Raw genomic sequence first — 12648 nt, forward strand, 5'->3', positions numbered from 1 at the left:
GTGACGGGTTGGAGAGCGCAACACAAGACGAAAAGCCGCATGGCGCTCTTGCAGGTCAGTCGGAGTCCGTTGGATCATGGATGAACGATATTTCATGTGAGCTTCCAGAGGGTCACTTGTTTCATCGGTTCAAACCTGCGGCGCATCCAAACCAGCGCGGCGGTGTTTCAACGCCTCACCATGAAGATTCCAGCCCGCCTCCCCGCCTTCGCCGCGCTGTTCCTCGGCGCGCTTTCGTTGTTCGGCCAGACCACCGACGTCCCCATCGACTGGGACAAGGCCAAACAACTCCACCAGCGCGACGGTGCCGGTGAAACGCTCACGCCGGACGAAAAGACCTACCTCGACAAAGCGCGTGCGGCGCTCGCCAAAGGTCAGGGGCCTGGTTCCCAGGGCCAGCCCGCCAGCCCCGGAGCCGATGGCATCGACTGGCCGAAGGCGCAGCAGCTTTTCCAGCGTTCGCAACGTGGCGAGAAGCTCAACGAGGAAGACCAGAAGTATCTCGACAAAGCCTTGGAAGCCCGCAAACGCGGCGGCAATCGTGGTGGAGGCGGTGGTGGCACCGGGAACCAGCGCAAGGCAGCGGAATCGCTCAAGCCGCTCAGCGACATGACTGCCGACGACAATTATGAGGGCGAAGACGGCGGCCTCTATGGCAAGGGCAGCAACGAACCGCCGGAAGCGCTCCAGAAAGCCGCCGCCGATGCGCTAGCACAGATCAAACCGCTCGATGCCGAGGGCAAGCCGTCCGACAGCGGCAAGATCGTGCTCGTTTCCATCAGCATGTCGAACGCCACGCAGGAGTTCTCGTTCTTCAAGCGCATCGCCGACGAGGACGCACGCAAATCGGGCAAGCTCACCATTGTCGATTGCGCGCAAGGCGGCCAGGCCATGGCGCAGTGGGTGCCGGAGGAGGCGCGGCCGTGGCAGGAGGCGATGAAGCGCATTCAAAACGCCGAAGTCACGCCGCAGCAGGTGCAGGTGGCCTGGGTGAAGCTGGCAAACGTCGGCCCCAGCGGTTCCAAGACCGAGCACCTCGCCAAACTCGAAGCCGACACCACCATCGTGCTGCAGAATGCGAAAAAGCGTTTCCCCAACCTTCGCATCGCCTACCTCGGCAGCCGCATCTGGGCCGGCAACGCCACCGGCGGCCTCAATCCCGAGCCGTATGCCTATGAAGGCGCCTTCGCCGTGCGCCATCTCATTCAGAAGCAGATCAGCGGGGATGAAGCGCTCACCTCCGCCAAATCACCCCTGCTGCTCTGGGGCCCCTACCTCTGGGCCGAGGGCGAGAAAGGCCGCAAGCTCGATGATTTGAAGTATGTCAAAGACGACTTCTCCGGCGACGGCGTGCATCCCAGCAATAGCGGTCGCGAAAAAGTGGCGAAGCTGCTGCTGGAGTTCTTCGCCACGAGTCCGCTCGCGAAGGGGTGGTTTATTGGGAAGTAGAGGTTGTAGAATGCAGAGATCCCGCCTTTTTAATGGTGGCCATCTGCACAGAGAATGAACAGCAACCGCCTTCACGATCACAAGTCATTCTTCAAATATGTGTCTGCGGACACGGCGAAGATTATTCTTTCGACTAGAAAGCTCCGATGGAGCATGCCAGCACTTTTTAATGATCCGTTCGACGTTCCCAAGGAACTGTTTGATGGAATTGACTCCGGTCGGCTCCACAGTGCAATCCTCAGTAAGATCGAATCCTTGATCGCAAACCCCGATCTGCCTTTCCCAGAACACCACACAGCAATGACAAAAGCGTTGCTGGCAGCCTTCTCCATGGCATCCGATGCTGAGAAAAGTGGGCTCTTAAATCAAGTTGGGTTGCTTGAGGCAGGAACAGGAAGCCAAGCTTTTAACAACATGCGGGAGCAGTGGAGGCTGATGTATGGCGAACAAAGAATTCTCTGTTTCTCTGAGCGTTGGGACTCCTCATCTATGTGGGACCGATATTCTGATGGTCATAAAGGCGCGTGTCTTGAGTTCGCTTGTATAGATCAACTCGACAGCGTTTGGCTCATGGCGAGACCCGTGAAATATACGGACGATCCATTGCACGTGAACACCCCCGAGGGGCTTGCTGGGCTGATGCTCTACAACATCGATTTTGCTGTGGCTAGAATCATCGAAGAATGCACACACACCAAAACCACGGACTGGGAAGCCGAGAAAGAGTGGAGAGTCGCTTCATGGAAGCTACAATGCGAAATTGGAGATCATTCTGACTATGGTTTTCTTCCGACAGAACTAGTTGGAGTCACTTTTGGTGCATGTACTTCGGGTGATCACCGAGCCGCTCTGACCAAACTCGTTCATGAGTGTTACCCACATGCCGAGCTTTGGCAGGCATCAATCGAAGGCGGGCGAAAACTTACACGCGTAAAAAGTTAGAGGAGAGCAAGCGGCCCGAATCCGCTCGGATGATGGTTGGCATTCCGATTTCCAAATACCAAACATGCAGATGAAAACCGTCGTTACGATCACCCTTGCGTCGCTCGGCCTGTGCTGCGGATACCCACTCGCCGCCGAAGCACCGAAGCCGACGCTCGCGAATGTCGCCTACGGCCCGCACGAATCGCAGAAGTTGGATTTCTACCAGGCCAAGTCGGGCCAACCGACGCCGCTGGTGTTTTTCATTCATGGCGGCGGGTGGTTGAACGGGGACAAGGCGGGCTTCAACAATGCGGGGCAGTATCTGCCCGCCGGCATTTCGGTCGTGTCGATCAACTATCGGCTGCTCCCGCAGGCGGAGGCGGACAAGGTGGTGCCGCCGGTGAAGGGACCGCTGCATGACGCGGCGCGGGCGTTGCAGTTCGTGCGCACGAAGGCCGCCGAGTGGAACATCGACAAGGAACGCATCGGCGCGAGTGGCAGTTCGGCGGGGGCGTGCAGCGCGCTCTGGCTCGCGTTTCATCCCGACATGGCCGATCCGCAGAGCGACGATCCGGTCGCGCGCGAATCCACACGGTTGTGGTGCGCGGCGGTCACGCGTGCGCAGACATCGCTCGACCCACGGCAGATGATCGAGTGGACGCCCAACAACACCTATGGGCCACATGCGTTCGGCTTTCGAGGTGATGTGGCAAAGAAACTGACGCCGTTCGATGAGTTCCTCGCGAAGCGGGACACCATCACGCCATGGATCGCGGAGTATTCGCCGTATGCGCTCGTCAGCGCGGATGATCCGCCAGTTTATCTGTTCTACGACACGCCGCCTGCGTTTGGGAAGCCGGAGAAAAACCCGGTGCACTCGGCAAACTTCGGCGTGGGACTGGCGGAGAAGCTCAAGAGCCTCGGCATTGAGCATGAACTGGTTTATCCGGGCGCAACCGACGTGAAGCATGCCGACGTGCGGCAGTATCTGATCGAGAAGCTCAAGGAGCCGAGCTTGCGGAAGTAGGCGAAGCTACGGCGGCGGAATGTCCAGATCCTTGCAGATCTTGCGGCACAGGAAGTCGTTGATCTCACGATGCCGTGGCACGGAGGTCGATTTGCGATTGCCGCGATGCACATAGACAGAGTGGTTGCCGCCTTCGCGCATGAACTCCGCGCCGTGGCGGTTCAAATGCGTGATCAAGTCACGCAGCTTCATGCCAGCGCGAAGGCAAACGGTTCACGACTCACGATTTCGCCCGCCAATGCCTCCTCAGCGAGCAGGCGGTTCGCTTCCAGCACCATCTCGACCGCTTCGGGCAGATTGGCGCGTGCTTCATCGAGCGTGGCACCCTGCGTGTTGGCTCCGGGCAGCTCCTCGACCCAGGCGATATAGCCTTCGGGGACTTGTTTGAAGACGGCGGTGAGTTTCATGCGGGGGAGTTTACCATACATCGTCCGCCTTGCAGCCATCTTTCCGCATCAAGCCCTGCCCGTCAGCCGCTTCCACAAGCCGCGCTCGGCCGCCTGGGTCTGCACCACGCTTTGCGGCCTGGACGGCGGTGGATTGGAAGAAGGACGGCGTGAATCATTCGGACGTGCGGAGGGGCCACGCGAATCGCGACGCTCGCCACCCTGGCCGCCTTGACCACCACGGCCGCCACCCTGACCACCCCGTCCTTGTTGTTGGCGAGGCTGGAAGGAGCGCTGATTGCGGCGTTCGGGCCGGTCATCGCTCATTGGCTGCGGGGCGGCGTTGTAGTTGAAGCCTTCGGCCTTCTTGCGCACGAGGCCGCGGTTGATGAAGCGCTCCAGTTTGCGCACGTCGTCCTGTTCATCCGGGGAAACAAAGCTGATCGCGTCGCCAATCGCGTGCGCACGGCCGGTGCGGCCAATGCGATGGACGTAATCCTCGACGATGTGCGGGAAATCGAAATTCACGACGTGCGAGATGCCGTCCACGTCGATGCCGCGTGCGGCGATGTCGGTGGCGACCAAAACACGCACCTTGCCGGTTTTGAAGTCGTCCAACGCACGCAGGCGCTGGTTTTGCGAACGATTGGCATGCAGCGTGGCGCACTTCACGCCGGTTTGTTCGAGCTTTTTGGCGATCTTGTCCGCACCGTGCTTCGTGCGGCTGAAGACGAGCACCATCTGCAGTTTGTCATCCTCAAGCAGATGCGAGAGCAGCGGCATTTTGAGGTGCTTATGCACTTCATAGACGAGCTGCGTCACCGTTTCGGCCGGATTGGCGCGTTTGCCGATCTGCACGATCTTCGGCGCGCGCTGGAACTCATGCGTGAGGCTTTCGATTTCCTTCGACAGTGTGGCGGAGAACATCAGCGTCTGGCGCTTCTTCGGCAGTTGCTGGAGGATGCGGCGGATGTCGGGCAGGAAGCCCATGTCGAGCATGCGGTCAGCTTCATCGAGCACGAGATATTCGAGCTGCGAAAAATCCGCGCAGCCCTGCCCCATCAAATCGAGCAAACGGCCAGGGCAGGCGACAACGATGTCGCTGCCGGCGCGCAGGGCGTCCTTCTGCGGCTTTTCGCCGACGCCGCCATAAACCTTCGCAATCTTCAGCGGCAGGTGCCGCGCGTAGGCCAGCACGTTTTCCTCGATCTGCGCCACGAGTTCGCGTGTGGGCGCGAGCACGAGCACACGAGTGCGGCGGCGCTGACCCTGCGGCACTGGATGCGCCGTCAGGCGCGTGAGGATCGGTAGCGTGAAGGCTGCGGTCTTGCCCGTGCCGGTCTGCGCGATGCCGATCACGTCCCCGCCCGCGATGACCACCGGAATGGCCGCCGACTGGATCGGCGTGGGTTCCGTGTAACCGGCTTCTTGAATGGCTTGGAGAATGTGGGGATCGAGACCGAGGGCTTTAAAGGGCATTGCACGCCCATACGCGTGCGTGAGGCAAGAAGCGAGGCGTTTAAGTGGTCCCATTGCGGCTACTTCCCCGCATCCGCCGCCCGCCACAGATACCACGCGGCCAGTGTGCGGTGCGGCTGCCAGCGCTCGGCCAGCAGGCGGAAGTCTTTCGGCTTGGGCATCTCATCGAGCTTCTTGGCGATGCGCCAGCCGTTGCGAACGCCGAAGTCGTCGCTGGGAAACACGTCCGGCCTGCCGAGGGTGAAGATGAGCAGCATCTCCACCGTCCAGCGGCCCACACCGCGCACTTCAACGAGGCGGGCGATCAGTTCCTCGTCACTGAGCTTCGTGGCGACCGCACGCGTGGGAATCTGGCCGCCGAGTGTCTTCGCCGCGATGTCACGGATGGCGAGCAGTTTGCCCATGGAGAATCCGCAGCCGCGAAGCGTGGTGTCGTCCGTGTCGATCACCTGTTCCGGCTTGGGGAAGCGCGTTTTCGGGAACAGCGCCTTGAAGCGGCGCAGGATCGCCTCCGCAGCATTCGCATGAAGCTGCTGGTGCACCACGGCGCTGACCAGCGCTTCGTAGGGCGAGCGTTTTTGCGGCGCAAGTGCGCACGGACCGTGCGCCTTGATCAGGCGGCGCATGACGGGGCAGCGTTTGGAGAGGCGGGCTTCGGCTTCGGAATGCATGGGAATGCGGCCATCCTGCCTGCTTCTGATTTGAGCACAAGCCCTAGGCAGATCATTTCGTCATCTCGCGAGATGACAGCTTCGCAGCAAATGTGTGATTGATTCGGCGCGGGAAATCGAGTTTGATGCCCGACTCCCGCAGCCAGGATCCTTAAACGCGCACATGGCAAAACTCACCTTTGTACTCGAAGATGGCCAGGAAATCGTGGTTCCCCTCGCGGAGCGTGTCACCCTTGGTCGGGCGGAAGACAATGATGTGGTCGTCGATGACGACCGCATCTCGAAGCGCCATGCCGAAGTGGTGCTCAACGCGGACGGCAGCATTCAGGTCTTTGATTCGAACTCCACCGCCGGCACTTTCGTCAATGGCGAGCGCGTGCGCAGCCACACTATCACCCATGGTGACCGGCTGGCCTTCGGGCCGCTGACCGCCGTCCTCGATCTCGAAGAGCACGCCGCCAACGGCAATGGTGCCAAGTCGCCGCCCGCGCCCGGCAAACTGGTGAAAGGTGGCAAAATCGGAGCACGCAAAAAAGGCAAGGGTGCTGGCAAAGACCTCGCTGCGGACCGGGCAACCGCCCTTCCCGCAGAAGAGATCCTGGCACGGCGGCAGGCCGAGCAGCAGGAAGCCGCCGACATGCTGGAGGAGACGAAAACGCGGCTGCAGGCCGAGGTGGACGCCGTGCAGAAGGAACTGCGGGACTGGCAGGAACGCTCCGAAGAGGAGCGAGGCGTGCTGGAGGAGACCAAAGCGCGGCTTCAGACCGAGATTGCCGCAGCGCAGAAGGAGTTTGGCGACTGGCAGCAGCGTGCCGAAAAAGAACGCAACATGCACAACAGCCGCGTGGAGACCCTGCGTTCTGCCGAAGAACGCCTTGTCCCCATGAAGGCCGCGGTGGAGCAGGCCGAAGCGGCGCATGACGAGTGGCTCAAGGCCATCAAGGCCCTTTCCGTCCAGCACGATGAGAGAATTGCCACCTTGCAACGCCTTGCGGTCCAGCATGACCAGAAAGCCGCTGATTTGCAGCTTCTCGCTGATGACGAGGCCACCGCAAGACGTGAGCTCGAAACTCTCGCCACGCACAGAGATCAGACGCTCGCCCATCTCCAGCAGGTCCGCACCGAGTGTGCGCGTGACGAGACCATCCTCGACGGTTTGCGCGGGCAGCTCGCCGAACTTGAAGAACGCTGCCAGGAAAGCAGAGAACTCGCCGAAGCTCGCGTGGACCAGGTGAAGGGGGCGGAAAAAAAGCTCGATCAGCTTTCCCAGCGCCGCGCCCAGACCGAAGCGCACATCAAGGAACTCAGCGGCACGGAGGAGCGGCTCGTGCAGGCCCTTGCCCGCTGCCGTGAATCTGAGGCAACCCAGGCCGCGCTCACCGCCGCCATTGCTGCGCTCGTTCAAGAGCAGCAGCGCTCCGAGGCCTTGCTCAAGGATCTCGAGTTTCGCATCGCCGCGTTGCAGGAAGACCACCGGCAGGCTTCCGCCGCCACTGGCGAGGCCCTCGCCACCCGGCAACACACGGAGGAGTCCCTGCATCGCATTCAGGGCGAACTCGCCGCATGCGAAAAGGATCTCGCCACCCGCAGCGCCGAGCTTGCCGCCGAAACGCAACACCTGGATGAAACGAAGACGCGTCGGGCTGAAATCGAGCAGCAATGCCAGGATCTCGCCGGCACTGAGCAAAAACTCGCCGGAGTGAGGCAACAGCTTGCGGCCGCCGAGAAACAGCTCGCGGAGGTGCGGGCCGCCATCAAGGCCTCCGAGTCGCAGATCGTCTGCTTGAAATCCTCCATCAAAGGTCTTGAAGGCGAGGAAGGTGCGGCGAAGGGCCGCATCGAAGTCTTGCACGCACGTGAGAAAGACCTGCGCGCCGAACTCTCCAAACTCGCCGCGTCCGAACGCAGCGAACGCGCGCGTTTTGAGGAGGTTCGCCAGCTCGCCGCCGAGGCGGAAAAGGAGCACGCCACGCAGGAACAGCAGCTCACCTCCAACATCGAGGCCTCCCGCAGCGATCTGGCGGATCTCGTCTCCAAGCTCACTCCGTTGCGCGAGTGGAAGGAGGCCATGGATCAGCTTTATGCGCGCCTCGCCACCCTGCCGCAGGATTCTCCCGAGGCGCGAGAGCTTTGGCACGAGATCGAAAAAGAAAAGTCCGGACTCCTCGACCTTATCACCACCGCACGCACCCAGGCGCGCGCCGGTGTGCCCGAAGCGTCCCGCTCCAACGCACGCCCTGCCGTCCCGGTGAAAACCGACAGGCCTCGTACGGCCACCGGCAGTGTACTGCTTCCCGGCACTGCGCAGGAAACGACGCTTCGGTCGCGCCTCACTCACCTGCGCGAAAGCGTGCAGCGCGAGGAGTCCCGTCTCGAGCAACTGCGCCTCGAACGCACCCGTCATGAAACGCACCCGCGCCCCAGCCCCGCCGCCGATGCCATGATGCGCGAGCAAAGCCGGCACCTTGAAAGCAAAATTCGCCAGGAAGAGGAGCGCCACCACGCGTTGCTGCGCAATATGGAAGCCTCCCAGGCCGAGGAGGAAAAGCGGCGTGAAAGACTCGCCGACATGGAGCGAAAGCTCGCCGAAATGCGCGCCGACATCACCGAAGCCGAGCGCCAGCGCAGCAGCCTGCGACAGCAGGCGGACCTCGCCCAGACCGAACTTAAAAACTACGAAGCCGCCCTCGACCGCGTGATGAAGAAGACGAAGGAGTGATGCTCCACAGCACGCCGCCACGACCGTTCCCTGCATCATTTCACGAACGAAACAAAAGCCTGATTGATTCCACGCTCGTAATCGTCATTGCTGGCGCGGTTACCAGCGGTAAAAACTCCCCCATGGCAAAACTCACCTTTGTTCTCGAAGACGGACAGGAAGTGGTGGTTCCCCTCACGGAACGCATCACCATTGGTCGTGCCGAGGACAATGACGTCGTGGTGGACGACGAACGCATCTCGATGCAGCATGCCGAGCTGCTGCAGAACGCGGATGGCAGCATCCAGGTCTTCGATTTGAAGTCCGGCGCCGGCACCTTCGTCAACGGGGAGCGCAAGCTGAGCTGTACTCTCCTTCATGGCGACAATCTCGCCTTCGGTCCGCTGACCGCGCGGCTTGATCTGGAGGATCTGGACACATCCACGACGCAGGTTTCCGCACCACCAGAGAGCACGCCTGCAACTCCATCGCCCGACGCTGCAGACGCGGAAACAATCGCTCAACTGGAAGCGGAGAAAGAACGCCTGAAAGCCGAGGTGGATGCCATTGAAAATGAACTGCGCGACTGGGAGAAACGTGCTGAAAAGGAACGCGCCCTGCACCTCGCCCGCATCGAATCACTCCGCGCCGAGGAAGAACAGCTTTCTCCGCTGAGGACCGCCGTGCAGCAGGCCGAATCCGCCCACCACGAATGGATCGAGGCCATCCAGACGCTTTCCAGCCAGCATGAGAAACAATCTGCTGCCACGCAGCTTCTGGCAGACCAGCATCAGGAAAAAACGACATTGCTCCGGCAACTTGCCGCCGAAGCCGCCGCCGCCCAGCAGGAGATCGAAGATCTCACCGTGCAAAGGGATCAGGCGCGTGACCACCTCAAGCAGGTGCGTGATGAGTGCGAGCAGGACGAGGCGGTGCTGAACTCTCTGCGCCAGCAGATCATCGAGCATGAGACACGCATTCAGGAGGAGGAGGCCAAGCACGCCACGCTTGCCACCGCCAGTACCGCGCTTGGCGCCAAGCAGCAGCGCGCCGAGGCCGCCGTCAAAGATCTCGAATCCCTTCTCATGACCTTGGAGCAGGGCAACGCTGCCGCCGAAGGCTCGCTGCTCCGTGCGCAGGCCGACCTGGCCGCTCGTGAAAAAGATCTCGCTGCCCGCAGCACCGAACTCGCCGCTGAAAACCGGAGACTCGAGGAAACCAAGACGCGGCGTGCTGAAATCGAGCAGCAGTGCCAGGAACTCGCTGACACGAAGCAGCAACTTGCTGATGCCAGACAACGTCTTGCCGCCGTTGAGCAGCGCTATCGGGACGTGCAGACCAACGCCGACCAGGGAGGAGGACCTCAAATCGCCGCGCGGAAGACTGCCAAAGGAGACGCGCCCAAGTCTGCTCCGGAACCGGAACAAGCCGCCCAGCACGCGGATCTCACCCGCCAGATCGAAACTGCCCGGCGTGAACTCGCTGAACTCCAGGCAAAGATCGCCCCTCTGCGTGATTTGCAGACGGGCACGCTCGAAGCACGCGCCCTTGGTGGTGGACTGGAAACTGAACAGATCGCCGCGTTCATCTCCGCACCCCGCATCGTCCAGGTTGAGTCCGTCCGCCTCGCCCCCATCCCGATGAAGTCCGAGCGTGTTCGCAGTCCGGGCACCGGCAGCACGCCGCCAGCATCGAAGCCGGTCGCCACCAAGTCCGCCCCGCCCAAATCAAAGTCCAAGAAGAGCTGACCGCCCTTGGCCGCACGAATCCGCAGACTGCCTTCCGCCCCATGCCGGATGTCTTCACCAAAGCCAAGCGCAGCGAGGTGATGAGCTGCATCCGCTCACATGGCAACGCGGCGACGGAGCTGCGGCTGGTGAAATGGATGCGGGAGGCGGGGATCACAGGGTGGAGGCGGCAGCTTTCGTTGTCGGTCAAGGCCTCAAAGATCAAGAGGTTCAAGGTGCGGCCGGATTTTGTGTTTCGGCGCGAACGGGTGGCAGTGTTTGTCGATGGCTGTTTCTGGCACGCCTGCCCAAGGCATGCGACGCGTCCGAAGCAGAACCGGAAGTTCTGGGACGCCAAGATCGAACGGAATCAAAAGCGCGATCTCCTCGTGACCCGCGAACTACGCAAGGCCGGCTGGACGGTGCTGCGTCTCTGGGAATGTGCGCTGACGAAGAAACGGCAGGCGAGCACGCTGGCGCGGCTGCGCCGGGTCTTGGGCAAACAGTGAGCTAAGGCTGCGAACCATCTTGTCAGCCACTCGTTCCCGCAGAGAATGGCAGGAATCATGAAGATCGACGCACTGGCCCGACTCGAACGTTATGCAAAACGCATCGCGGAAATCGCCGCCGTGCTGGGAAAGTACGGGCTCGCCGATCTTTTTGGCGGGTTCAAATACGCCTGGCTGCAGGACCGGCTGAAAAGCGCGGACGGACAGTCGCTCACCGAGGGAGTGACGCAGGCGGCCCGCGCGCGCATGGCGCTGACAGAGCTGGGCACCACCTTCATCAAGTTGGGCCAGATGCTCAGCACCCGTGCGGACCTGCTGGGACCGGAGCTGACGGAGGAGCTCTCCCAATTGCAATCCAACGTGCCGCCCGATGCCGCTAACGTGGCACGTGAGACGATTGAGAAGGAGCTCGGACAGACGATTGAGCAGCTCTTTGCCAGTTTCGAGGAGGAACCGCTCGCCGCCGCCTCGGTGGCGCAGGTACATGCGGCGTTGCTGCACACCGGGCAAAGCGTGGTGGTCAAAGTGCGCCGTGCAGGGGTGGCCGAGCAGGCTGCGACAGATCTGGAGATCGTCCAGGCCCTCGCAGAGCTGCTGGAGAAGCATTCGCCGGCCCTGCGTGCCTACCAGCCGCTGGCGGTGGTGCGCCAGTTCCGCCGCACGCTGCTGCGCGAGCTCGATTTCACCTACGAGCGGCAGAATCAGGAGGAGTTTGGCCGCAACTTCGCCGATGACCCGACCGTGTGCATCCCGGAGGTGTTCAGCGCTTTTTGCTCGCATCAAGTTGTGACAATGGAGCATCTGGAAGGCATCATCGGCGTGGATATTGAAACGCTGAAGCAGTCCGGCGAGGACTTGGGCGAGTTCGCCAAACGCGGAGCCAACATGTATCTCGAAATGGTCTTCCGCGACGGCTTCTACCACGCCGATCCGCATCCAGGTAACCTCATCCTGCTGCCGGGCAACATCGTCGGCGTCATCGACTGCGGCATGGTGGGGCGCATTGACGAAGACCTGCGTGATGAAGTCGAGGCGCTGCTGATGGGCATCGTGGAAAATGATTCCGAACTCGTGTCCGAGCAGGTGTTGCGTCTCGGCGCCGTGCCGCCTGACTGCGCGCGTGAAAAACTCCGCGCCGACCTCCAGGAGTTCATGGCCGACTACACAGGCCATCCGCTGAACGAAGTTCATGTGGGCGCGGCCTTGAGCAATCTTGTGGAGATCATCCGCAGCCATCACATCGTCCTGCCCCCGACGCTGGCGCTGCTGTTGAAAACCCTTATCGTGCTGGAAGGCACCTCGCGCCGTTTCAGCCCGGACGTGAGCCTTGCCGAGCTGATGCAGCCGTATTGCTCGCGTCTGATGCTGCGGCGTTTCTCGCCGGGCCGCATCGCCAAACGCGCACGGCGCACCTTTCGCGTGTGGGACCGCCTGCTCACCGCCCTGCCACGTGATCTGACCGATCTGCTGGCCCGTTTTCGCGATGGATCACTGACCGTCCATCTTGATCACCGTCATCTCGATCCCATCGTGAACCGCCTGGTGCTCGGCATCCTCACAGCGGCCGTGTTTCTCGGTTCCAGCGAGCTGTGGAGCCGTGAGGCGCCGCCGCTGCTCTACGGTGTCTCTGTTTTCGGTGCGCTGGGCTACATGATCTCGCTTTACCTCGGCTGGCGTCTCATGCGGGCTATCCGCAAGTCGGGGAACATCCAGTCGAAGGATTGAGACCGGGAACGATTGAGATTGAAGCCCACGCTGATTTTTCGCAGACTCCACGC

Annotated in this window: 11 protein-coding genes; 7 read left to right on the top strand and 4 right to left on the bottom strand. The window is 61.5% G+C overall.

From position 1 onward, the window contains the following. Positions 1-180: 180 nt before the first annotated feature. The 3 genes from U1A53_RS10075 to U1A53_RS10085 all read left to right on the top strand — a co-directional run bounded on the left by U1A53_RS10075 (position 181) and on the right by U1A53_RS10085 (position 3400). Positions 181-1449 carry a hypothetical protein gene (locus U1A53_RS10075; protein ID WP_322280555.1) on the top strand — a complete coding sequence of 423 codons (1269 nt, stop codon included), beginning with the start codon at positions 181-183 and terminating at the stop codon, positions 1447-1449. Positions 1450-1503: 54 nt separating this feature from the next. Beyond that, positions 1504-2391, top strand: coding sequence for a DUF2971 domain-containing protein (locus U1A53_RS10080; RefSeq protein WP_322280557.1), 888 nt, complete (start codon positions 1504-1506; stop codon positions 2389-2391). Positions 2392-2461: 70 nt separating this feature from the next. Continuing rightward, entirely contained in the window at positions 2462-3400 is a 939-nt protein-coding gene (locus U1A53_RS10085) for an alpha/beta hydrolase (RefSeq protein ID WP_322280558.1), read from the top strand. Between the two features lie 6 nt (positions 3401-3406). On the opposite strand, the gene U1A53_RS10090 is transcribed toward U1A53_RS10085, so the two are convergent. The 4 genes from U1A53_RS10090 to U1A53_RS10105 are packed head-to-tail and all read right to left on the bottom strand — an operon-like array spanning position 3407 to position 5936. Beyond that, positions 3407-3592, bottom strand: coding sequence for a type II toxin-antitoxin system HicA family toxin (locus U1A53_RS10090; RefSeq protein WP_322280559.1), 186 nt, complete (start codon positions 3590-3592; stop codon positions 3407-3409). After that, positions 3589-3807 carry a type II toxin-antitoxin system HicB family antitoxin gene (locus U1A53_RS10095; RefSeq protein WP_322280560.1) on the bottom strand — a complete coding sequence of 73 codons (219 nt, stop codon included), beginning with the start codon at positions 3805-3807 and terminating at the stop codon, positions 3589-3591. Before U1A53_RS10095 ends, U1A53_RS10090 begins: the two co-directional genes overlap by 4 nt. 48 nt (positions 3808-3855) lie before the next feature. Then, positions 3856-5265, bottom strand: a complete 1410-nt coding sequence (locus U1A53_RS10100) for a DEAD/DEAH box helicase (protein WP_322280562.1) — start codon at positions 5263-5265, stop codon at positions 3856-3858. A gap of 59 nt (positions 5266-5324) precedes the next feature. Next, positions 5325-5936 carry a hypothetical protein gene (locus U1A53_RS10105; RefSeq protein ID WP_322280564.1) on the bottom strand — a complete coding sequence of 204 codons (612 nt, stop codon included), beginning with the start codon at positions 5934-5936 and terminating at the stop codon, positions 5325-5327. A gap of 163 nt (positions 5937-6099) precedes the next feature. Between U1A53_RS10105 and U1A53_RS10110 the strand changes: the two genes are divergently transcribed. The 4 genes from U1A53_RS10110 to U1A53_RS10125 all read left to right on the top strand — a co-directional run bounded on the left by U1A53_RS10110 (position 6100) and on the right by U1A53_RS10125 (position 12595). Then, positions 6100-8655: an FHA domain-containing protein gene (locus U1A53_RS10110; protein ID WP_322280566.1), complete on the top strand. Its 2556-nt coding sequence runs from the start codon at positions 6100-6102 to the stop codon at positions 8653-8655. 122 nt (positions 8656-8777) lie between these two features. Further along, positions 8778-10382: an FHA domain-containing protein gene (locus U1A53_RS10115; RefSeq protein ID WP_322280568.1), complete on the top strand. Its 1605-nt coding sequence runs from the start codon at positions 8778-8780 to the stop codon at positions 10380-10382. A 41-nt stretch (positions 10383-10423) separates the two neighbouring features. Then, a complete protein-coding gene (locus U1A53_RS10120) occupies positions 10424-10870 on the top strand; it encodes a very short patch repair endonuclease (RefSeq protein WP_322280569.1) in 447 nt (148 codons plus the stop codon). A 57-nt stretch (positions 10871-10927) separates the two neighbouring features. Then, positions 10928-12595, top strand: a complete 1668-nt coding sequence (locus U1A53_RS10125) for an AarF/UbiB family protein (protein ID WP_322280570.1) — start codon at positions 10928-10930, stop codon at positions 12593-12595. Positions 12596-12648: the final 53 nt, after the last annotated feature.

Source organism: Prosthecobacter sp., assembly GCF_034366625.1.
Classification (GTDB): Bacteria; Verrucomicrobiota; Verrucomicrobiia; order Verrucomicrobiales; family Verrucomicrobiaceae; genus Prosthecobacter.

Coding starts and splice junctions, on each gene's coding strand:
- U1A53_RS10075 (WP_322280555.1), top strand. CDS start 181: ATGAAGATTCCAGCCCGCCTCCCCGCCTTCGCCGCGCTGTTCCTCGGC.
- U1A53_RS10080 (WP_322280557.1), top strand. CDS start 1,504: ATGAACAGCAACCGCCTTCACGATCACAAGTCATTCTTCAAATATGTG.
- U1A53_RS10085 (WP_322280558.1), top strand. CDS start 2,462: ATGAAAACCGTCGTTACGATCACCCTTGCGTCGCTCGGCCTGTGCTGC.
- U1A53_RS10090 (WP_322280559.1), bottom strand. CDS start 3,592: ATGAAGCTGCGTGACTTGATCACGCATTTGAACCGCCACGGCGCGGAG.
- U1A53_RS10095 (WP_322280560.1), bottom strand. CDS start 3,807: ATGAAACTCACCGCCGTCTTCAAACAAGTCCCCGAAGGCTATATCGCC.
- U1A53_RS10100 (WP_322280562.1), bottom strand. CDS start 5,265: ATGCCCTTTAAAGCCCTCGGTCTCGATCCCCACATTCTCCAAGCCATT.
- U1A53_RS10105 (WP_322280564.1), bottom strand. CDS start 5,936: ATGCATTCCGAAGCCGAAGCCCGCCTCTCCAAACGCTGCCCCGTCATG.
- U1A53_RS10110 (WP_322280566.1), top strand. CDS start 6,100: ATGGCAAAACTCACCTTTGTACTCGAAGATGGCCAGGAAATCGTGGTT.
- U1A53_RS10115 (WP_322280568.1), top strand. CDS start 8,778: ATGGCAAAACTCACCTTTGTTCTCGAAGACGGACAGGAAGTGGTGGTT.
- U1A53_RS10120 (WP_322280569.1), top strand. CDS start 10,424: ATGCCGGATGTCTTCACCAAAGCCAAGCGCAGCGAGGTGATGAGCTGC.
- U1A53_RS10125 (WP_322280570.1), top strand. CDS start 10,928: ATGAAGATCGACGCACTGGCCCGACTCGAACGTTATGCAAAACGCATC.